Source organism: Candidatus Binataceae bacterium, assembly GCA_035650475.1.
In the GTDB taxonomy this organism is placed as follows: Bacteria; Desulfobacterota; Binatia; order Binatales; family Binataceae; genus JAKAVN01.
The window spans coordinates 379,948-401,975 of the sequence record DASRHP010000006.1; the positions used below are offsets into that span (position 1 = coordinate 379,948).

16 protein-coding genes and 1 tRNA gene are annotated in these 22,028 nt (G+C 66.0%); 9 read left to right on the top strand and 8 right to left on the bottom strand.

Going from position 1 to position 22,028, the window contains the following annotated elements:
• Positions 1–582 precede the first annotated feature (582 nt).
• The 5 genes from VFB33_04345 to VFB33_04365 all read left to right on the top strand — a co-directional run bounded on the left by VFB33_04345 (position 583) and on the right by VFB33_04365 (position 8,881).
• The gene (locus VFB33_04345; GenBank protein ID HZO80904.1) at positions 583–2,124 is read left to right on the top strand and encodes a TolC family protein; all 1,542 of its coding nucleotides are present in this window, start codon (positions 583–585) and stop codon (positions 2,122–2,124) included.
• A complete protein-coding gene (locus VFB33_04350) occupies positions 2,121–3,686 on the top strand; it encodes an efflux RND transporter periplasmic adaptor subunit (GenBank protein ID HZO80905.1) in 1,566 nt (521 codons plus the stop codon). Before VFB33_04345 ends, VFB33_04350 begins: the two co-directional genes overlap by 4 nt.
• Before the next feature lie 27 nt (positions 3,687–3,713).
• Complete coding sequence (locus VFB33_04355) at positions 3,714–6,884, top strand: CusA/CzcA family heavy metal efflux RND transporter (GenBank protein ID HZO80906.1); 3,171 nt, start codon at positions 3,714–3,716, stop codon at positions 6,882–6,884.
• 115 nt (positions 6,885–6,999) lie between these two features.
• Positions 7,000–7,722, top strand: a complete 723-nt coding sequence (locus VFB33_04360) for a VOC family protein (protein ID HZO80907.1) — start codon at positions 7,000–7,002, stop codon at positions 7,720–7,722.
• 4 nt (positions 7,723–7,726) lie between these two features.
• Positions 7,727–8,881, top strand: coding sequence for a cobalamin-independent methionine synthase II family protein (locus VFB33_04365; protein ID HZO80908.1), 1,155 nt, complete (start codon positions 7,727–7,729; stop codon positions 8,879–8,881).
• Positions 8,882–8,931: 50 nt separating this feature from the next.
• On the opposite strand, the gene VFB33_04370 is transcribed toward VFB33_04365, so the two are convergent.
• Together VFB33_04370 and VFB33_04375 are read right to left on the bottom strand one after the other, a co-directional pair.
• Positions 8,932–9,693 carry an SDR family oxidoreductase gene (locus VFB33_04370; protein HZO80909.1) on the bottom strand — a complete coding sequence of 254 codons (762 nt, stop codon included), beginning with the start codon at positions 9,691–9,693 and terminating at the stop codon, positions 8,932–8,934.
• A gap of 127 nt (positions 9,694–9,820) precedes the next feature.
• Positions 9,821–10,174, bottom strand: a complete 354-nt coding sequence (locus tag VFB33_04375) for a hypothetical protein (GenBank protein ID HZO80910.1) — start codon at positions 10,172–10,174, stop codon at positions 9,821–9,823.
• A gap of 298 nt (positions 10,175–10,472) precedes the next feature.
• On the opposite strand from VFB33_04375, the gene VFB33_04380 reads away from it, so the two are divergent.
• The gene (locus tag VFB33_04380; protein HZO80911.1) at positions 10,473–11,327 is read left to right on the top strand and encodes a TauD/TfdA family dioxygenase; all 855 of its coding nucleotides are present in this window, start codon (positions 10,473–10,475) and stop codon (positions 11,325–11,327) included.
• Between the two features lie 82 nt (positions 11,328–11,409).
• Positions 11,410–12,168, top strand: a complete 759-nt coding sequence (locus VFB33_04385) for an N-acyl homoserine lactonase family protein (GenBank protein ID HZO80912.1) — start codon at positions 11,410–11,412, stop codon at positions 12,166–12,168.
• A 219-nt stretch (positions 12,169–12,387) separates the two neighbouring features.
• On the opposite strand, the gene VFB33_04390 is transcribed toward VFB33_04385, so the two are convergent.
• Positions 12,388–15,813: a carboxyl transferase domain-containing protein gene (locus tag VFB33_04390; GenBank protein HZO80913.1), complete on the bottom strand. Its 3,426-nt coding sequence runs from the start codon at positions 15,811–15,813 to the stop codon at positions 12,388–12,390.
• A 184-nt stretch (positions 15,814–15,997) separates the two neighbouring features.
• Positions 15,998–17,104: an LLM class flavin-dependent oxidoreductase gene (locus VFB33_04395; protein HZO80914.1), complete on the bottom strand. Its 1,107-nt coding sequence runs from the start codon at positions 17,102–17,104 to the stop codon at positions 15,998–16,000.
• Between the two features lie 269 nt (positions 17,105–17,373).
• Between VFB33_04395 and VFB33_04400 the strand changes: the two genes are divergently transcribed.
• Positions 17,374–18,786, top strand: a complete 1,413-nt coding sequence (locus VFB33_04400; protein HZO80915.1) for a 4-hydroxyphenylacetate 3-hydroxylase N-terminal domain-containing protein — start codon at positions 17,374–17,376, stop codon at positions 18,784–18,786.
• Between the two features lie 26 nt (positions 18,787–18,812).
• Here VFB33_04400 and VFB33_04405 read toward each other — a convergent pair whose 3' ends face one another.
• The 4 genes from VFB33_04405 to dksA all read right to left on the bottom strand — a co-directional run bounded on the left by VFB33_04405 (position 18,813) and on the right by dksA (position 20,786).
• The gene (locus tag VFB33_04405; GenBank protein HZO80916.1) at positions 18,813–19,265 is read right to left on the bottom strand and encodes a cupin domain-containing protein; all 453 of its coding nucleotides are present in this window, start codon (positions 19,263–19,265) and stop codon (positions 18,813–18,815) included.
• Between the two features lie 160 nt (positions 19,266–19,425).
• Positions 19,426–19,501: transfer RNA gene (locus VFB33_04410), tRNA-Ala, on the bottom strand.
• Between the two features lie 15 nt (positions 19,502–19,516).
• On the bottom strand, positions 19,517–20,383 hold the full coding sequence (locus VFB33_04415; GenBank protein ID HZO80917.1) for a UTP--glucose-1-phosphate uridylyltransferase: 867 nt from the start codon (positions 20,381–20,383) through the stop codon (positions 19,517–19,519).
• Positions 20,384–20,417: 34 nt separating this feature from the next.
• Complete coding sequence (dksA, locus tag VFB33_04420) at positions 20,418–20,786, bottom strand: RNA polymerase-binding protein DksA (GenBank protein ID HZO80918.1); 369 nt, start codon at positions 20,784–20,786, stop codon at positions 20,418–20,420.
• A gap of 69 nt (positions 20,787–20,855) precedes the next feature.
• Here dksA and larC point away from each other — a divergent pair, with 69 nt between their 5' ends.
• On the top strand, positions 20,856–22,028 hold the full coding sequence (gene larC / locus VFB33_04425; GenBank protein HZO80919.1) for a nickel pincer cofactor biosynthesis protein LarC: 1,173 nt from the start codon (positions 20,856–20,858) through the stop codon (positions 22,026–22,028).

A 22,028-nucleotide genomic window follows, 5' to 3' on the forward strand; every position in this document is an offset into this window, starting at 1 on the left:
GCCGCTACCCTTAGGCAGGGGAGCGGTTGCCGCCCCAGCTCGATGCGACGCTTTGCTGTCATTGTGCTCGCACTGATCCTTGCCGGTGCCGCCGGAGGCGTGGGATGTCTGGCCGTCGGTGCGGCGTTCGCCGCGAACGATGCGATGGCATGCTGCACGCCGCGGTGTCCCGCACCCAATGGGCCGCGCCCGACGCAGTCGTGTTCGGCGCAGCCGTGCGCGCCGAGCGCCGAAGTCGCGCCGGCCAGCCATGGCGCCTTCGCCGCTTCGGCCTTGTGCGGCTGGGCGGTATTGAGCGTCTCGGACGTGATGTTTGCCGCGCCGTTGCCGGCGGTCGCATCGATGGCGGCAACGCATGTACATGCGCCGCCACCTTCCGACCCTGCGGTCGCGATCGACCGTCTCTGTTCCCGCCAGATCTGATCGTTCTGCATCACTGACCTGAACGTGGGCAGCCGAGTGCGTGGGCCGGTATGTCCGTGGCCCTCGCGCGCACAGATGTCCGGGCGTTGCCGCGCGCCGCATGAAGCGCGTGCACGCCTCCGTTGAAACGCGCCGCGCGGCCGCTTCGAGGCCGGCGGCATGGCGAGCCAAGGTGATCAGATGTGGTCGCTTTACGGATTTGCTGAGGGAATTAGCAATGCGCGCGGAGAAAGTCCGCGCCGGCGACGCGCGCTGTCCCCGCGCGTCGCCGCGCTTGCCGCGGCCGCTGCGCTGATAGCTGCGCGCACGGCGGCGGCGCCGCCGCCCGCGCTGCAGGCGGCGGGTGCGATAGCGCCCGCCGCAAGCGCCGGGCGGGCAAGCGCACAGTCGTTCGCGCCTCTAGGCGCGGAGGACCGCGCGCCACGTCTGTCTGGCGGGCTGGGCGCCGCGCCTGGCGTCGCGCCCGGCCCGCCGGACAACGCGCAGGCAACCAATGCCACGCTCTCGCCGCCGCCGGCCAATTCGCAGCTTGATGCGCTGGTCGCCGAAGCGATGGCCGATAGCCCGTTGGTTGTTGCCGCGCGCGCGCGATGGCGCGCGGCGAGCAAGATGCCGGTGCAGGCTGCCACGCTGCCCGATCCAGAGGTGACGCTTCAGGAATTCACTGTCGGCGGGCCCAAGCCGGCAGAGGGCTACGAGACCAGCGACTTCTACTACACGGGGGTCGGCGCCGAGCAGGAAATCCCGGGCCCCGGCAAGTTGCGCTTGGCTGCCGCCGCTGCAAGCCACCAGGCCGAGTCCGCTCACCATCAGTATCTCGCCCGCCAGCGCGAGGTCGCCGAGCGAGTGCGTGAGACCTACTTCAATCTTTTCTACGGGGCCAAAGCGCTCGCTGTATTCGAGGCCAGCCACGCCGACCTCGTCCGGATCGCCGAGATTGCTGAGGCCCAGTATCGGCTCGGGATTGGCCGCCAGCAGGACGTCTATCGCGCGCAGTTCCAGGCGACCGAGCTCCTGAAGGAGATTGCCGCCGCGCGCGAGGAAATTGCCGCCGGACAGGCTGCCCTTAAAGCGCTGCTTGGACGCGACCCCGACTCTGGCGACATCCAGATCGGCGAGGTGACTCCCAGCGCGATGAAGGCCAGCGCGCCGACGATCGCCGCCGCGGCCGCAGGCGGCTCAGAGGAGCTCAAGGCGGCGCAGGCGACGGAAGCGCGCGATGCCGCGGCGCTCGAGCTGGCCCATCGCGGCTACTGGCCCGACTTTCGCGTCGGCTACATGTACCAGAAGACCGGCCCGGGGTTCCGCGACTACTTCATGCTGACATTCGGCGCCAAAGTTCCGCTTTACTTCTGGCGCAAGCAGACGCCCGCGATCGAACAGGCGGCCGCGGAACACGAGGCCGCGGTCACCGAAGTGCGCGCAGCGCGGCTGGAGGCTTTGGCTCAGGCGCGTGCGCAATTGCTCGCACTGCGCACGGCCGAGCGCATGCTGACGATCTACCGCGAGGGTTTGATTCCCCAAGCCGAGACGGCAGAAGCCGCGGCGCTCAGCGACTACCGCGCGGGCCGAGTCGATTTTCAAACCCTGCTGGGCGCGGCGCTCGATCTGTTGAGCGCGCGCCAGAGCTACTGGCGCACGCTGGCCGACCATGAAATCGCGGCGGCCCGGCTGCACCAGATAATCGGTGACGCGCCATGAACACCATCGCGATGGTCTCCAGAATGACGGTCTCCAGAATTCCGATGCGCGCCGGGCGCAAGCGAGCCCGTCCGGTGCTTGTTGCCATTGCGCTCGCCGCGTCGGCACTTGCCGCCGTGGTTGCATGTTTCGTAGGGGCGCCGGATGCGGGCGCGCAAACTCCGGCGGCCACGTCGGCGGCGTCCGCCGCGCCCGCGCTCGCTCCGGTTCAGATCGATGCGCGCCGCCGGCAGCTTATCGGGTTGCGGCTGGCAACCGTGGTCGAGGCGCCCCTGGTCGATCGTATCGAGACGACCGGCACGATCGTTCCCGACGAGCGGCTTCAGGGCTACGTGCAGACCCGGTTCGCTGGATGGATCCGGCGCGTGTTTGCCGACCAGACCTACGCCTACGTGAGGCGCGGCCAGCCGCTCTTTACGATCTACAGTCCTGATATCGCGAGCACCGAGCGCGAGTATCTGCTCGCGCGCAGGGCTTCGACGCGGCTCGGCTCGAGCCCCGTGGAGGGTGTTGCCGCGGGAGCGGCTTCGCTTGCGGACGCGGCGCTCGATCGGCTGCGGCAGGCCGGCGTCCCGGCGCGCGAGGTCGCGCGGCTCCAACGCTCCGGCACGGCCCGCCAGGAGGTGGAGATCGACGCCCCGATGTCGGGCTACGTTGTCGAGCGCGCCGCCCTGCCCAACATGTATGTCCAGCCGGAAACCCGTCTTTACACGATCGCCGGGCTGACCGACGTATGGGTTTACGCGGCGCTGTTTCAGAACCGTATCGCGGAGGTGAAGGCGGGCGACCCGGTATCGGTGCGGATCGACAGCTATCCCGGAGAGGTGTTTGCGGGCCGCGTCGATTTCATCTGGCCCGCGATGGACGAGGCGACGCGCACGGTTAAGGTGCGATGCGTGTTGCCCAATCCGCAGCGCCTGCTGAAGCCCGGGATGTTCGTGCGGGCGGCGATCGAGCCACGGCTCGGGCGCGGACTGGTGATTCCCGACAGTGGTGTGCTGCGCACCGGCATGCATGACATCGTCTTCGTCGACCGCGGCGGCGGCAATCTCCAGCCGGTCGAGGTCCGCCTGGGGCCGCACCTCGACGGCCGCTTCGTCGTGCAGCGCGGCCTGCGTGCGGGTCAGCGAATCGTTAGCTCGGCCAATTTCCTCGTCGACTCGGAAAGCCAGCTCCAGGCTGCGCTCGGGACTTTCGAGCCGCCGCCGCCCGGCGTCGGCGAGGCTGCCGAGGTGCCGTCGGCGTCAATCGAGCTTGCGACCGAGCCCAGCCCGCCGCGCAAGGGCGACAACCAGATTCGCGTCACACTGCGCGATGCCGAAGGGCGGGCTGTCAACGGCGCCGAGGTTTCGCTGGTCTTCTTGATGGCCGCGATGCCCTCTATGGGGATGGCGGCGATGCGCGAAACCGCGACGGCACGGGAAGCCGCTCCGGGGACTTACACCGCGCACGTTACCCTTCCCAGCGGCGGTTCGTGGCAGGTGTCGATAGTGGCGCGCAAGGGTGGCGCGACGATCGCGCAGCGCCAGCTCAACATCGCAGTCGCCGGGGCGATGCAATAGGCCGCGCGGCGCGTAGCGGAGGCCCCGATGATCGACAGGACAATCGATTGGTGTGCGCACAACCGCTTTCTCGTGTTCCTCGCGGTCGCGGCGCTGGTTATCGCCGGCGGATGGTCGCTCGGGCGCGTCCCGCTCGACGCGTTGCCCGACATCTCCGACGTCCAGGTGATAATTCGCACTCAGTGGATGGGCCAGCCGCCTGGGGTGATCGAGGATCAGGTCACCTATCCCATCGTGACCGCGATGCTGGCGGCGCCGCGGGTCAAGGCGGTGCGTGCGCAGTCGATGCCCAACGACTCGTACGTTTACGTGATCTTCGACGACGGCACCGATATCTACTGGGCGCGCTCGCGCGTGCTCGAATATCTTCAGCAGCTCGCTGGCCGGCTGCCGGCGGGCGTCACGCCGCAGATCGGTCCCGACGCGACCGGTGCGGGGTGGGTTTACGAATACGCTCTGGTTGACCGCAGCCATCAGCTCAGCCTGGCCGACCTGCGCGCGCTCCAGGACTGGAAGCTGCGCTACGCGCTGGAGACCGTGCCGGGCGTCGCTGAGGTCGCCACCATCGGCGGCTTCGTGCGCGAGTACCAGGTCAAGCTCGACCCCCATCGGCTCTACGCGCTGCACATTCCGCTCGGAACCGTGCTCGACCGGATCCGCGCGAGCAACAGCGAGGTTGGCGGCCGCGTGCTCGAGATGAGCGGCGCGAACTACCTGGTGCGCGGCCTCGGCTACATACAGTCGCTCGCCGATCTCGAGCAGGTTCCGGTAGCCGTCCGCGACGGCACGCCGGTCCTGGTGCGCGACCTGGGGGTGGTCAGCTTCGGCCCCACATTGCGTGAAGGGGCCGCCGAATGGAACGGCGAGGGCGAGACGGTCGGCGGCATCGTCGTGATGCGCCAGGGGCAGAACGCTCTGCGCGTGATCGACGGCGTCAAGCGCAGGCTCAAGGAAATCGCCCCGAGTCTGCCACCCGGAGTCGAGGTGGTGGCAGGTTACGATCGCGCGGGCCTGATCGAGGACTCGATTGCGACGCTGCGGCGCGACCTGATCGAAGAGGCAGTGATAGTCAGTCTGGTAATCATTGTATTTCTGTTCCACTTCCGCTCGGCCTTGATTCCGATACTGACTATTCCGCTGGCGCTGCTCGCGACCTTTATCCCGATGGGTCTGCTCGGTGTGAGCTCCAATATCATGTCGCTCGGCGGATTCGCGCTCGCGATTGGCGTCCTGGTTGACGCCTCGATCGTGATGGTCGAGAACGGCCATCGTCACGTCGCCGCCGCCACCGCCTCCGCCGGCGGACCGCCCGCGGAGGCGGCCAGACAGCGCATCCTGCTCGACGCCGCGCGCCAGGTCGGCCGCCCGATTTTCTACTCGTTGCTCATTATCGTCGTCTCCTTCCTGCCGGTCTTCCTGCTCGAAGCGCAGGAGGGGCGCCTGTTCCGCCCGCTGGCGTGGACCAAGACGCTGGCCGTGGCCTTCTCTTCGCTACTCGCGATAACCGTGGTGCCGATTCTGATGCTGATACTGGTGCGCGGGCGGCGACTGCGCGGCGAGGCCGAAAACCCGGCGGCGCGGCTTTTCACCGCGCTCTACCTGCCGGTAATCCGCTGGTGTCTGCGTCATCGCGCAATAACCATCGCGGCCAATGTGCTGCTCTTCCTGGCAGTGCTCCCGCTGGCGTTGCGGATCGGCAGCCAGTTCATGCCGCCGTTGTTCGAAGGGTCGGTTCTTTACATGCCGACCGCGCTGCCGGGGATCTCGCTCACGTCGGCGATCAGCCTGATGCAGGAACAGGACCGTATTCTGCGCTCGTTTCCTGAGGTCCAGAGCGTGTTCGGCACGGTCGGCCGCTCCGACAGCGCAACCGACAATGCGCCGCTCGACATGTTCGACACCACCGTGATGCTCAAGCCGCGCGCCGCGTGGCCGCGTGGAATGACTTATGCGCAGCTGGTGCAGGAGATGGACGCGCGGCTGAACTTTCCCGGCTTGTCGAACAGCTGGACGATGCCGGTGGCGAACCGGCTGGATATGGAATTAACCGGCATCAAGACGCCGGTCGGGTTGAAGATCCAGGGGCCGTCGCTCGACGGGATCCAGCGCGTCGGAGCGCGGCTGGAGGAGATCCTGCGTGCGGTTGCGGGCACGCGCGACGTATTCGCCGAACGCGTCGCGCAGGGTTTCTATCTTGACGTCGAGGTGAATCGTGCCGCGGCCGCGCGTTACGGTTTGACCGTCGCCGACGTGCAACAGGCGATCGCCTCGGCGATCGGCGGCGAACCGGTCGCGACTGCGGTCAACGGGCGCGAGCGCTTTCCGATAAGCGTGCGCTATCTTGCCGACTATCGCAGCAGTCCCGACGCGCTGCGGATGGTGCTGCTCGCCACGCCCGACGGCGCGCAAATTCCGCTCGGCGAGGTCGCAAGCATCCGGCTTGCGTCAGGCCCCTCGATGGTGCGTGACGAGGACGGCGAGCTCACCGGCTACGTTTATCTCGATCTCGACACCACAGATTACGGCGGCTACGTCGCGCGCGCGCAGCGCGCGCTCGACGCCCGGTTGAAACTGCCGGCCGGCTATACGCTGCGCTGGGCCGGCGAATATTCGTTCCAGATGCGCGCGCGGGAGCGCCTCGAACTGATCCTGCCGGTGGTCTTCAGTGCAATCTTCGTTCTCCTCTACATGCTGTTCGGCTCGGTGCCCGAGACGCTCGCGCTTATCCTGCCCTGCGTCTACGCACTTACCGGCGGGCTTGTCCTCCAGTATGCGATGGACTTCAACTTCAGTGTCGCGGTCGCGGTCGGCTACATCGCATTGTTCGGAATCGCCGTCGAAACCGGCGTGGTGATGATCATTTACCTTGACGAGGCGCTCGACCTGCGCCTTGCGCGCGGTCAACTGGCGCACGAAGACATCGTCGCCGCCACAATCGAGGGCGCGGCGCATCGCCTGCGTCCAAAGCTGATGACGGTAGCCGTGGTAATCCTCAGTCTCGCGCCGATCCTGTGGGAGAGCGGGATCGGATCGGATGTGATGAAGCCGATCGCGGCGCCGATCGTGGGCGGGATGGTGACTTCAACGATCGCGGTGATGGTGTTGGTGCCGGTGCTGTTCGCGATCATCAAGGAGCGTGCGCTCGTCCGCGGGCGCCTGCGGGCTTCGGGGATGAGCCGGAGAGGCAGCCAGGAGTGATCCTTTGCTGCCGTAGTTAAAAAGCAATTTAAAATGAAGGCCTTGCGCGCGCAGGCGATTGTCGCCCCGGCCTCGGCTATGGTCTGCGTCGTCAAATCTGCTAGATGCTCACGTTATGGACCTGGCCAAGCCGCGTCTGGACGTAGGCCTGTTCACCAACCGCATCGACGAGATGCGCGCATTTTACGGCGAGCGCCTGGGGCTTCAGTACGAGACAGTGCTGCCGCTGGGCGGCGGGATGCGCCAGCATCGCTACCTCGCCTCAGGCTCGGTCATCAAACTCAACCATTCGCGCAACCCTCTGCCTGCGCGCACGCCCGGTGGCTATGCCGGTATCATCATCGCCGCCGCCACGGTCCCGGCGCCGCAGCCGCTGCGCGATCCCGACGGCAATTCGCTTACCCTCGTCCCGCTCGGCCACAACGGCATACGCGGGATCGCCATCGAGCTCGGCGTCACCGATGAATCGGCCTTCGAGCGCTTTTACGTCGGGGCGATGGATTGTGCACGGCTCGAGCCCGGGCGGGTCAAGCTCGGCGACACGGTGATTTGCTTCGCCCACGATCCGGCGGCGCGCCCGGCCGCAGAAGCGACCCCTGCGAAGACGCCGCTCGAGGTGGTGAGCGGGATGGCGGCGCTGGGCATTCGCTACTTCACGGTACAGGTCCTCGACTGCAACGCGGCCTATCGCCGACTCGTCGCGGCCGGCGTGCGCCAGGCGATGGCGCCGATCAACTTCGGCGCGCTTGCGCGCATCTGCTTCGTGCGCGACCCCGACGGCAACGTGATCGAGATTTCGCAACGCGCGGCCGAAGGCCGCCCGCTTCCGCTGGACTAGCGCGATGAGGCGCAGCACCGACCGCATACTGACCACCCATACCGGCAGCCTGCCCCGCCCAGACGATCTCACCGATATGCTTTATGCCCGCGAGGCCGGCGAATTGCGCGCGCGCGCGGCGCTCGATACGCGCGTGCGTTCCGCCGTCGCAGAGGTCGTACGCAGGCAGGCGGAGGCCGGCATCGACGTCGTCAACGACGGCGAAATGGGAAAGATCGGCTATTCGACATACGTCAAGGACCGGCTGAGCGGCTTCGGCGACGAGGAGCACAAGCGCGCCTCGCTGACCGCGGCCGACATGGCGGAGTTTCCCGAGTTCACCCAGCGCGCATTTGCGGGACGCAAGATGCCCGCGATGAGGCGCCCGTCGTGCAATGGCCCGATCGCCTACCGCGGCGGCGCCGAACTGGAGCGCGACCTCGACAATCTGAGGGCGGCGCTTGCTGAGGTAAAGGTCGCGGAGGCGTTTGTCAGCGCTGCCTCGCCCGGTGTGATCGCGCAGTTCCTCGGCAACTATCATTACCCGACCCACGAGGCCTACATCGCCGCGCTCGCAGACGCGATGAAGAGCGAGTACGACGCGATCCATCGTGCGGGATTCCTGCTCCAGCTCGATTGCCCCGATCTCGCGATGAGCCGCCATATCCAGTTCGCGGACGCGAGCACCGCCGAATTTCGCAAGGTGGCCGAGCTGCACGTCGAGGCACTCAATCACGCGCTGCGCGACGTTGCGCCTGACCGCGTCCGGCTCCATCTGTGCTGGGGCAACTACGAGGGTCCGCACCATCGCGACATCGCGCTCGCCGAGATCATCGACATCGTGCTCAAGGCGCGTCCGATGGCGATTTCTTATGAGGCGGCCAACCCGCGCCATGAACACGAGTTCAAAGTCTTCGAGAGCGCCAGGCTGCCCCCCGGCAAGATCCTGATCCCGGGTGTGCTCGATTCGACTACCAACTTCATCGAACATCCCGAGGTCGTCGCTATGCGCATCTGCAACCTGACGCGAATCGTCGGGCGCGAGAACGTGATCGCGGGCACCGACTGCGGGTTTGCGACCTTTGCCGGGTTCTCGCGCGTGGTGCCCGCGATCGCGTGGGCGAAGCTGCGCGCGATGGCCGAGGGCGCGCGCCTCGCCTCGCGCGCGCTGTGGAATTAGCCGGTCGCGCCGGTTTCCGCAGGGGGCGTGGCCCCGCCAATTGCTCTTTGCTACTGCGCCATGTAGGCGCCGTCCACCGGCATCGACACGCCGCATACGAACGACGACGCGTCCGAGGACAGCCACAGCACAGACTCCGCGATCTCTTCTGGCTGCCCGAGCCGGTTGATCGGATGGGTCTGGATGACGGCCTTTTCGTCGAAGCTGCCGCGGTCCATCACCCGCGCGACCATCGGCGTGCGGATGAATCCCGGGCACACGGCGTTGATCCGGATACCCTTGCTGGAGAACTCCAGCGCCGCCGCCTTGGTCAGGCCAACGACGCCGTGTTTGGCCGCGGTGTAGGCTGCGGTGTTCGCGATTCCAGCCAGGCCGCAGATCGACGCGGTGTTGACGATCGTACCGCCGCCGCCCGTGAGCATCGCGGGAATCTCGTACTTCATGCAGTAGAATACGCCGCTCAAATTGATTCCGATCACGCGCTGCCAGTTCTCCAGCGTGCATTCGGGAGTCGGCGAGAACTCGCCCTCGATGCCTGCGTTGTTGAATGCGCTGTCGAGCCGGCCGTAGGCGGCAATGGTTCTGGCCACGAGCGCTTCGGCGTCCCTGGAATTCGAGACGTCGGCGGCGTGGAACAGCGCCTCGCCGCCGGCCTCTTTGATCGTGCGCACGGTGCGCTCTCCGCCGTCAACGTTGTAGTCGGCGACAACCACCCTGGCCCCCTCGCGCGCGAAAAGCATCGCGGTCGCGCGGCCGATACCCGAGCCGCCCCCGGTGATTAGCGCCACTTTTCCCTTCAGCCGATCAGCCATGATGGCTCTCCCTTCTGTGACAGGCCGATTTGGCCTTCACCGTCGGTCCCAATAGCACAGCCGCGGGGTCCCGTCACTTGGAGGAGTTTTGCGGCGGGTACGGAGACGCGCTTTCGGGATCGAGGGCTTATTCCTTGAGCGGGATGAAGAGCGACATCCGCTCGTCGCCGCCCAGTCCGCGCGAGGTGTGGCCCTTGCCGGCGAGGTCCTCGGCCAGCAGGATTGTCCCCGGACCGAAGACGCGTCTGTCGCCGTCACTGACAGTGATCTCGACGCTGCCCGTGACATTGACGACGAACTGTCGGCGCGGCGCGTTATGCCAATCGACGAAATAGTCGGGCGATAGCCTGAACATCACGCCCCTGGCGGCGAACATCTGCGAGATTACGCCGGTGTTGTGCGGCGCCGCTTTCGTTTCGATCTCAACGTCCTCGAAATGCGACTCGCCGTTGGCGTCCGCATATATGCGTGTGTATTTCACGCTCGCTGTCTCCGTTGCCCGGCCGCAGGCCGGCTCCTTGACGGCCTCAATGATCTTGATGATCGCTCGTGGCAGATAATCGCAGATGTCAAGCAGCATTGCCGCCCTTCGCCGCTATAATGTAGTCCCACGCTAACCGGCGGAAGCAAGCTGGGGAGATGAACACGTCGCTGTTATGAGATTCTGGCGGCGGCTGCGCCGGTGTCCGGAAAACGGCAAGGGTTTGACCCGCCGGCGGGCGGTTCGATAGCGTTCGCCTTGGGCGCCTTGGAGTTTTGCAGTCAGCGGAGGGTTCCCGGTGGCTCGCGGATTCGAAATCAGACCTCTCGACGCTACCTTCGGCGCGCTGGTGACCGGTCTCAAGCTCGCCGCGCTGGACGAGGCGACTTGGCATGAACTTTACGCCGCCTGGCTGGAGTACGCACTCCTCATCTTTCCCGGCCAGCATCTCAGCCGCGATGAGCAGATCGCCTTCGCCAGACGTTTTGGCCCGCTCGAGTTCGAGATGGCCGCGCTGAGCAACGTGAGAAAAGATGGGACGCTAATCGCCGACCCTGACAACGACATCCTCAAGGTGCTCAAGGGCAACATGGGCTGGCATTGCGACAGCACGTACATGCCGGTGCAGGCCAAGGGTGCGGTCTTTACCGCCCAAGTCGTACCAACCTCCGGCGGAGCAACCGGATGGGCCGATATGCGGGCGGCTTTCGACGCTCTCGACGAGGATCTCCGGACGAAGGTCGAAAACCTCGCGGCCTATCACTCGCTCTACTACAGCCAGGCCAAGCTCGGACATTTGCCGAGGAAAGGGAGCGAATACAACGGCTACGGGTTCCACGATGGGCCGGTGCCGCTGCGTCCCCTGGTGAAGGTCCATCCCGAGACCGGCCGAAAATCGCTGTCAATCGGCCGCCACGCCCACAACATTCCGGATATGGACCCGGCCGAATCTGAGCGGTTCCTGCAGGAGCTGGTAGACTTCGCCTGCCGTCCCCCGCGCGTCTATTATCACCACTGGTCGCCGGGAGATGCTGTGGTGTGGGACAACCGCTGCCTGCTCCACCGAGCCACGCCGTGGGACATGAGCGAGCCTCGGGTGATGTGGCACAGCCGTATTGCCGGCGACCCGGCGACGGAGGCTGCCCTGTCGTGACCCGGCGCGCCAGCGTTAACCCGGGTCAATTCACTGCCACACCGTTCCATCTGAACAGTCGAGGTGAAGGGAAAAAGGGATCATGTCGGTAAAAATACAACCGATGGTTTGCGGATGGCTCGAGGTTGCGGCCGCGAGCATCCTCGCCAACGAACCCGGGCGCTTCAAGCTCCCTATTCCGTCCTTCCTGATCGAGCATCCCAAGGGGCAAGCGATCTTTGACACCGGACTCCATCGCGAGCTCCAGCGTGATTCCGGCCGCCTCGGTTCGCTGGCCAAAGTTTTTACGGTTCGCTTCCAGGCCGGCGAGGATCTCGCCGCACAACTCAGCGCGCGCGGCATCGACCCTGCGCGCATCGACTTTGTGATCAATTCGCACCTGCATTTCGATCATGTCGGCGGCAACGCCGACGTGCCCAACGCAAAGCTGGTGGTTCAGCGACGCGAGTGGGAAGCCGCGGCGGATCCGGATCAGATTCGCCGCAACGCATACAATCGGGCGGACTTCGATCTCGGCCACCAACTCAAGCTGATCGACGGCGAGCACGACCTCTTTGGCGACGGCAGCGTGGTTTGTCTGCCCACCTACGGCCATACCGCGGGCCATCAGTCGCTGCGCGTACGCACCGACACAGGCGAATGTGTGCTGACGGCGGACTCCTGCTACATGCGCAAGGTGCTCGAAGAGATGGTGTTGCCGCCGTTCGCTTTCAGCTACGACGCGATGCGCGAGGTGATCGAGCGCTACCGCAAGATGGAGCGGGCGGGCGCCCGACTCATCTTCGGCCACGACCCCGGGCAATGGAAGGCCGACGGGTCGCTCGTCACCCCGCTCGCCTGAGGCATGTCGGACGGGCCGCCGGGATGGCTCTTCGCCGGCCGGCCCTGCGATGTTGAAGCCCTACGAATTTCGCAGGGGTTGCGCGTCAATCAAAACCGCGGCGATGAGTGCGGGTTCCTTGCCCTTGACATAAGCTCCTCGAGAAAGTCCTGCGCCCGGAGATTCAAGCTTCGAGCAAGGACTGATTACCGAATCCCACAATCCTGTACTCCTGGATCGCTACGGCCTGAATTGTATTGCTCGCGGTCCCAGGAAGCCCGGCTGCGAGACGATACGATAGGCATTCTCTACCCATTCGCATATCCAACGCCGGGTGTCGCGCGGGTCGATCATCTCCTCCATCTCGAACCGGTTGAGCGGGCCGATCGGGCCGCGCGCGCTTTCGATACGCGCGCTGATCTCGGCCCTTAGCGCTGCGGGGTCGGCGGCCTCGGCTAGCTGGCGCTTGTAGGCGGCCTCGATGCCGCCTTCGGGCGGGATGCCGCCGACGTCGGCGGCGGGCCACACCACTCGCGCGCTGGCGCCGCCGCGCGGCGTTGCGTAGTTGTTACCTGCTACTCCAAAGCTGCGGCGCATGATTACCGTGAAGATCGGTACTGCGGCCTGCGCGAAGGCGATCATCCACTCGCCGCCCTTGCGGATCGTACCGGCTAGCTCGTGCTCGAGGCCGACCGCGAAGCCCGGGTTATCGACCAGGTTAAGGATCGGCAGGTGAAACAGATCGCACAGGTCAACGTGGCGCTTGAGCTTGTCGCAGCCGTCGGCGGTGAGCGCGCCGCCATTGACGTGCCGGCAGTCGGAGGCGATGACGCCCATCGGATAACCGTTGAAGCGCACGAAGCCGATGATCTGGTCCGTCCCCCATAGCGAGCCGATTTCGAAGAACGAGCCGCGATCAGCCATCAGCCGGATCGCCCGGCGCATGTCGAAAGTCGCGCTGCGCTTGCGCGGGATGATGGTGAGCAGCTCCTCCTCGCGGCGGTCGGCGGGATCGCCGGGGTCCGGCGCCACAACCGGCGGCGCTTCGTATACGCTGGACGGGAGGTAGGCGAGGAACCGCTTGACCATCGCCGCCGCCTCTTCTTCCGACTCGGCGAGATTGTCAACGGAGCCGTTGCGGCAGTGGATATGCCAGCCGCCCAACTCTTCCTTGGTAATGTCGTAGCCCATCGCGTGTCTTACGACCGGCGGTCCGGCCACGAACAACTGAGCTATGTCGCGCACCATCACCGAGAAATGGCCGAGCACGGCCTTCGCGGCGCCAATACCAACTACGCTACCGAGCAGTACATTGACTACCGGCACCTGGCTAAGCTGAGCCACGTACATTGTGCTTCCGAGATGGCCCGGCAGGAACGACCCGCCCCCGCCAGAGACGCGCGGCCGACCGGCCACGATCGCGCCAAAACTTTCCTGTGCCTGGCTCTCGCCGGCCGTCCGCTGCCGCGGCACCATCGCGGCCACGCTGCCGCCGCCTGACGAGCCGTCGAGCAGGCGGATCGACGGGCATCGAAAGTCGATCGAGAGCCGGTCGAGATGGGCACTCTTGCCCATGATCGCGCCGTCGGCATGGCCGCCGCGCGAGGTGAAATCGTCGGCGCAGACCACGACCGTCCGGCCCTCGACCTTGCCCCATCCGCCGACATGGTTGGCGGGCGTGAAGCCGGCGACCCGCCCGTCCTGGTCGTAGTCGGCGAAGCCCGCGATACTGCCGATCTCGCGGAAGCTGCCGGGGTCGAGCAGCAGGTCGATCCGTTCGCGGCAGGTCAGCTTGCCGCGACTGCGTTGTCGCACGACGCCGGGATCCTGGGAATCGGGCGCGAAGCGGCGATGGGCGAGCGTCTGCAAGGCGCGCACATCGGCAAGCATCGGCGCCCACGCCTCGTCACCGTCGCGCGGTGGCACGATTGCGTTGGCGTCGCCAGCGGCCGGTGCGATTGTGGCGATAATCTGTCCGGCGGTGACCGTGGCGCCAATCGCGGCCGGTTGGATCTCGGTCACGACGCCGGCGCACGGCGCCACGATCGCCGTCTCCATCTTCATTGCGCTGATGACCATCAGCGTCGCGTCGGCCTCGACCATGGCTCCGGCTGATACCGGCAGTTCGATGATCGCGCCCGCCATGGGGCTTTCGACCCCCGTCTCGCCGGCGGGTACGGCGAGGCCGGGCGACGCCGACGCCGATTGCGCGCTGAAGACGGTGAGCGCGGCTTTGCCGCCGCCGAGCAGTGTCGCCTGCTGTTCGAGCAGCGCCAGCGGTCCTGAGGATCCGTGCGCGCGGACAGTCGTGCCGGGACTGAATTGGTCGGCAAAAAAAGTGGTACGCGCATCGCCCGCGCGGACCGCTGGATGGGCGAGGACGGCGCGCAACTGATGAAGATTAGTGGGCAGGCCCGCGATGTGGAACTCCTCCAGCGCGCGCAGGGCGCGATCGAGCGCCGACGACAGCGAATGCGTCGAGTTTGACTTGCAGATGAGCTTGGCGAACATGGGATCGAATTGCGGCGGCGGCGCGTAGCCCAGGTAGCCGCAGGAATCGACCCGCACTCCGGGCCCCGCCGGTTCCTTGTACGCGGTCAGCACGCCGTTGCCGCTCGCCACGATACGCGCCTGCACCGCAAACCCACGCGCTTCGATCGCGGCCTGATGAGGAATCCCCAGGTTCTTGAGCGGCTCGCCCGCGGCGATCCGGAACTGCGACTCGACGAGGTCGATGCCCGTCACCTGTTCGGTGACTGTGTGCTCGACCTGGATTCGAGGATTGCTCTCGATGAAAAAATGTTCGCCGCGCTCGGGACTGACCAGGAACTCGACCGTGCCCGCGTTTACGTAGCCAGCCGCGCGCGCGAGGCGGACGGCGTCTTCAAGCACACGCCCGCGCAATCCGGCCTCCAGCGCCGGCGCCGGCGCGATCTCGACGAGCTTCTGGTTCCGAAGCTGGACCGAACAGTCGCGGTCGTACAGGTGCACGACATCGCCGTGTCCGTCGGCGAGGATCTGGACCTCGATGTGGCGGGGGCGCGCGATGAGCTTTTCGACAAACACCGAGCCGTTGCCGAACGCGGCCAGCGCCTCGCTCTGGCAGCGGGCGAACGCCGCCGCCATCTCCTCCGCGCATCCGACGGTGCGGATGCCGCGGCCACCGCCGCCCGCCGCCGCCTTGAGCATCACCGGGTAGCCGATCTCTTCGGCGACCGCCATCGCCTCTTCGACGTTAGTCGCCGCCCGCTGGCTACCCGGAACGATTGGAACACCTAGCGAGCGAGCCAGCTCGCGCGCCCTGATCTTATCGCCAAACAGCGACAGCGTTTCGGGTCGCGGGCCGACGAACGCGATGCCCTCCCGGAGGCATCGCTCGGCGAAACCGGAGTTTTCGGACAGCAGGCCGTAGCCGGGATGTATGCAATCGCAGCGCGCCGCCTGGGCGGCTTCGATCAGAGCTTCGGCGTCGAGATAGGCGCGTACCGGATCGTTCGACGGCGTCCGCGAGCCGAGCGGACGCGACTCGGTTGTGACACGAGTGTGAAGCGAGAGCGCGTCGGCCGGTGCATATACGCTGACCGATTCCATGCCCAGCGCCGCCGCCGCGCGCGCGACGCGGATTGCTATTTCACCCCGATTGGCAATCAATACGCGCTTGAACAAGGGTCAGCTCTCCATCCGGATTGTCAACGTTGCCCGGGCTTACTCAGCCGCATAACCGGATTGTTTGCCAGCCCGCGGAAATGCGCGGCAAACGGCAGGGGATGAGCGCGGAGCCGAAGGCCGGCATCGCCAGGCGCCAGGGCGATGCCGGCCTCATCAGGCTTCCTTGCGCATGTCGCAGAGGCTAGCGCCCGCCGGCCGCTGCGCTCTGGATCGACGGCGAGGTTCCGCTCTTGATATGCGGCAAGACCTCGGTCGCGAACAACTTCATATTGCGCTGCGCAACATCGAGCGACATGTCGGAATACTTGAACACGCCGACGAACTCTTCGGCCTCCATAGTGTCCGCGATCGTGCGCAGCGTCTCGGCGCATCGCTCGGGCGTGCCGAATACCTGGGTCTTGGTGAACAGGTTGCGGAAGTCCTGAGGCCTGTCTCGGCCCGCTTCGGCCATTTTCGTGTGGTATTCGTAACCTTTGGTATTTCGAAAATGTTCGGGTTCGTCGTACTCGTAGTGCCGAATCGCGGTGTCGGCATAGTTGCCCATGTATCTTTCCGCGCCCGCCGCCGCTTCGCGTTCGGTCTCCGCGCAGTACACGAAGCATACGACGATCGGCTTTTTCGGGGCATGGCCGAACTTGGCGCATGATGCTTTGAAGTGATCGTAGTCCGACTTGTGATCGGCCCATGCCTTTTGCGGGATCACAAGCATGCCCATGCCCTGCTTCGCCATGATGTCACCGGTCTCGGGCGACACAATCGCCCCGTAAAAGCGCTCGGTCAGATTATGGCGCCGCGGCTGCGGCCGGATACTCATATCGGGAATTTGATTGTACTTTCCGTTATACGAGAAGCGCTCCTGAGTCAGCGCCAGCCGTAAGATTTCGGCCGCCTCGACGAAGCGCTCCCGCGACTCCGACATCGGCACGCGAAAGCCTTCGTACTCGATCCGGCCCGAGCCGCGCCCGAGTCCCAGTGTCAGTTCGCGATCGCCGCAGTAGATGTCGAGCATGGCAATCTGCTCGGCCACTCGCACCGGGTCATGCCATGGCAGCACCACGACCATCGAGCCCAGGCCGACCCGCCTGGTGCGCCCCGCCATGTAGGTCAGGAATTGCAGCACGTCGGGAATCATCGTGTAGGGCGAGAAGTGATGCTCGACGGCCCAGATCGAATCGAAACCGAGCGGCTCGACCATGTCCGCCAGGGTCAGGTCGTCCTGGTAAACCTGCCAGTCCGGCTTCTGCGCTCGAAAATAGTTCTGGCAGAAGAATGAGGCTCCAATCTTCATCGGCGATTCTCCTTGCGGGTTTCGTGCGCGCTTCGTCGCTCCGATCCTGCGATGGGTTGTACGATTATTCGCCCTCGAATGACAAGCACGTTTCGCGGTGCGCCTCAGGGCCGCCGTTCGCCGCGCCTGCGACGGCCCTCCGCGCGCGCTTGAACCAGGTCGCGGACGGCGCGTTCTCCTTGCAACGGTTCGCGGAAATTGGTTCTGGTTAGATTGCTGTTGCGCGGCAAGGGACGCATTCAAATTTGGCCACGGAGGATCCGAGCGTCGTGCTTACCGGAGACCAGTACAAGAAGAGCCTCAACGACGGCCGAGCGACATATTTCGAAGGAAGCCGCATCGAGGACCTGGTTGGACACCCGATTCTGGGCCAGTCGGTGGAGCAGGTGGCCAGAGGTTACGACCGCTGGTATCAACCGGGCAAGGACGCGCGAAATCCGTTGATGTCGGTGCCGCGCTCGGCTGACGAGTTGCGCGCGCGAATCCCGATGCAGCACGGCGCCGATATCCTGTCGCTGGTCACCTACCAGTCGCTGATGACGCTGGCCACCGCGGCCGCCCGCATCGGCGAGGCGCTGCCCGAGTTCGCCCGGCGGATCCGCGACTACGTGGACAAGGCGCAGCTCGCCGACATCCGGATTGTCGAATGCATCACCGACGCGAAGGGCAACCGCAGTCTGCCGCCCGCGCAGCAGGACGACCCCGACGCGTACACGCACGTTGTCGATCGCACGGAGGAGGGCGTCGTTATTCGCGGCGCAAAGCTGCATATCACGGGCGCCTCGCTCGCGCATGAGTTGATGGTGATTCCGACCAAGGCGATGCACAGGGGCGAAGAGAGCTACGCCATCGCGTGCATGGTGCCGGTCAACGCGCCCGGGGTTAAAATCGTCAACACCAGTTACGCGCCGCGCCACGAGGATGCACGAACCTTCCCCTTCTCCGCGCGCGTGCACATGCCGGAAGGTTTTGTAATCTTCGACGACGTCTTCGTGCCCAATGCGCGCGTGATGCTTGACGGGCAGACCGAACACGCTGCGGTGTTCGCGCACTCGCTCGGCCTCTGGGAGCGGCTGGGCGGCCTCTCCGACATGGCCGAGCAGGCGGATCAACTCGTCGGCTTTGCGCAGTTAATCGCGGAGGCAAACGGCCTGGCCGCCGTCTCTCACGTGCGCGAGAAAATCTCCGAGATGATCATCCATGCGACGCTGGTGCGCGCGACGCTCGAGGCCGCGCTCGGCAATTGCGAGATGAGCGCGGACGGGACCGCTTTTCCCAACGAGTTGTTCACCAACGCCGGCAAGTACCACGCCGCCGCGAACTACAACATGATGGTGCGGCATCTGCACGACATTTCCGGCGGATCGGTCCTCACCGCGCCCGCGGTAAGCGACCTTGAAAACGAGGCCACCGGTGCGCTGGTGCGCAAGTACATGAGCACCGGCAAGGGGGTGGACGGCGAGTATCGCCTGCGCCTGTTTCACGCGATCCGCGACTTGACCGCTGACGCTTTCGGCGGATGGCGCCAGGTGACCAACGTGCAGGCCGGCGGCGGGCTGTACGCGCAGCGCATCGTCACCCGCCGGCACTACGACCTCAACGGCGCGAAGCGCAAGGCGCTCGCGACCGCCGGGCTCGCCGGGGATCACGCAGGCGCGCCCCGCGCGGAAGACAAACGGTAGCGGCCAGCTGCGGCTGAGCAGAAGATTCAGGCGGCCGAACGTCGCGGCATCGCTTCCTGAATTCTTCGAAGCTCTTCCCAGCCGAGATACGAGGTGAACTTGTTCTCGTCGAAGAACAACACCGGGCCGTTGCAGATGAACAGATACTCGGTGTCTTCGAGCGCGGTGGTTGCCCCGTGCACCATGCCGTTGGCCTCGTAAAGGTAATCCCCGGCCTGAAGGATTCCGGTGCGCACCTGGAGCTTGCCCGACAGCACGAAGGTGTGAGCGCCGCTGAGGTGCTTGTGCGCCGGCGCCGTGTAGCCCTTGAGCCAGCGCAGCAGGACTGCCCACGCGCCGGACTCCGATCCGGTCCACAGGATCTTCATGAACGCCCGCTCGGGGTCGTCGGGCATGGGAATCCATTCCATCTGCGAAGCCCGGGTCAGCGAATCCATTATTTGGCTGTTGCACGGGCTGATGTCCTGCGGAAGCGACATGGTTCGTTCCCTCTTGTGGAATTTGGCCCCGAGAGTGGCACCTTTCACAACCACTGACAAGGCATACCGCCGGCGGCCGCGCGCCCGGGGCGGCGCAATCACGCGTGCACGCGCGCCGTTAGAGCAATTCTCTGCGATGTCCGAGGAGCGTGAGACTGGATGGTGGAGCAGAAGGGATTTGAACCCTCGACCCCCACGTTGCGAACGTGGTGCTCTCCCAGCTGAGCTACTGCCCCACCCGAGCGGAAATTCTAGGTCGAAACCACGCTTCGGAGATAGGCTCGCAACCTATCAGCGACCTCCGGCCGTTTCAATCCGAAGCCCACCTGCGCGGCGAGGAAGCCGAAGCGGTCGCCGAGGTCGTAGCGCGTGCCGATGACCTCGTAACCGTACATCGCCCGCCGCTGGCTGAGCGCACGCAGCGCGTCGGTGAGTTGGAGCTCGCCGCCCGCGCCCGGCTTGCCCGCAGCGAGCAGCTCGAAAACCTCGGGCGTCAGCACGTAGCGGCCCATGATCGCGAAGTTGCTCGGCGCCTTGGCCGGTTCCGGCTTCTCCACCATCCCATGCAGTCGGTACAGCCGCTCGCCGGCGGTGGTCGCCTCGACGATTCCGTACTTCGAGATGTCGGCATGCGCTACGCGCATCAGCGCGACCACCGGCGCGTCGCGTTCCTCGGCCACCGCGATCAGCTGGCGCAGGCAGGGCGGGTCGGCGTCGAAGATATCGTCGGGCAGGATCACCGCGAACGGTTCGTCGCCGACCGCCGCGCGCGCCTGGAGCACGGCATGGCCCAGGCCGAGCGGCCGTTCCTGAGTTGCGGGCGTGATGCGCACGGCCGGATTGGTCGCCCGCACCATCGCGAGCAGATCGTACTTGCCGCGCTCCTCAAGATGGCGCTCCAGTTCGACGGCGGGCTCGAAGTGGTCCAGCACGAGCGTGCGCCCGGGCGCGACCACGATGACGACCTCCTCGATGCCCGAAGCGACTGCCTCCTCGACCACGACCTGGATAGCCGGGCGATCGACGACCGGCAGGATCTCCTTGGGGATGACCTTGGAGGCGGGCAGCATGCGCGTGCCGAGCCCGGCCGCCACGATCACGGCTTTGCGGACTTTCATCGCGTGCCTGACTTGTGGAAGGAAGTCCGGGCGATCAGCGGGTGAAACCTTGGCGCTCGCGCGCCTCCTGCGCCGACTTGCAACTGATGCACAGCGTGGTCACCGGACGCGCCCGCAGCCGCTCGATTCCGATCTGATCCCCGCATTCCTCGCACAGGCCGTAGCTGCCGCCCTCGATGCGCGCGAAGGCTTCGTCGATCTTGCTCAGCAGCTTGCGCTCGCGATCGCGCATCCTGAGCAGGAAGGCACGGTCGGATTCGAGCGAGGCGCGATCGGTGGGGTCGGCGCAGGCCTCCTCGGACTTGGTGTTGAGCGCACCAAGCGCTCGCTCGGCTTCCTCCAGAATCTCGCGCTTGCGGTCCTCGAGCAGGCGGCGGAAAAAATTAAGCTCCCTTTGCCTCATGGACGCGGACCGCGCAGCAGAGGACTGTTATTGTAGTTCCGCCCTATTACTATGTAAACAGGGCTCGCTGTGAAGACGGCTTACTTCGACGCATTCTCGGGGCTGAGCGGCGACATGATCGTCGGCGCGATGCTGGATAGCGGCGCCGACTTCGGCGAATTGCGGGCCGCGCTCGGCGCGCTGCCGCTCGAGGGCTGGCGCGTGGCAGTGCGACGCAAAACCGTGAGCGGAATCTCCGCGCTCAAGTTCGAGGTCGAGGCCGCGCCGCTCCAGCCCGAGCGCCATTTCGACGACATCCGCGAAATCGTCGAACGCGCGACCACGCTCGAGCGCAGCGTCAAGGATCGCGCCCTTAAGATCTTCGCCGCACTCGCCGAGGCCGAAGCCAAGGTCCATCGCACGAGCCCCGCCGAGGTTCACTTCCACGAAGTCGGCGCGGTGGATGCGATCATCGACGTGGTCGGCGCCGCCTGGTGCTTCGAGCGGCTCGCGATCGGCGAGGCGTTCGTCTCCGGGTTGCCGATGGGCCGCGGCTTCGTGCGCTCGCGCCACGGCGTAATCCCGGTGCCGGCGCCCGCGACGGCCGAGCTGCTCGCCGGTTTCGAGGTGCGGATGGGCGACGGCGAAGCCGAGATGGTCACGCCGACCGGCGCCGCGATCGTGTGCGCGCTGGCGCGGCCGGCGCCAGCCGCGATGGGGCTTAGAGTCGAGCGCGTCGGCTACGGCGCCGGAACCAAAGACTTCGCCGACCGGCCCAATGTGCTGCGTTTGATGCTCGGCGAGCGCGAGCCGCAGTACGAGGCCGACGAGCTCGTCGAAATCCAGGCCAATATCGACGACCTCAATCCACAGATATACGATCACGTCGTCGAGCGGCTGCTCGAGACCGGGGCGCGCGACGTGACGCTAACGCCCACGATCATGAAGAAGGGCCGCCCCGCGATCACGGTCGCGGTGCTCGCGGAGCCCTCCGCGCGCGAGCGGATCGCCGCGGTGCTCTTCGTCGAAACCTCCACCATCGGCCTGCGCTACCATCCGGTGGCCCGGCTCAAGCTCGCGCGCGAGATCATCGAGGTGGACACCCGATGGGGTCGCGTGCGGGCCAAGCTATCGCGCGGCGGCGAGACGGTCACGGTCGCGCCGGAGTACGACGATTGCAAACGGATCGCGCGCGAAAGCAACGTTGCGCTGCGCGCGGTGCTCGAGGAGGCGCACGCGGCGGCGCGCCGGCGGATCTCCTGA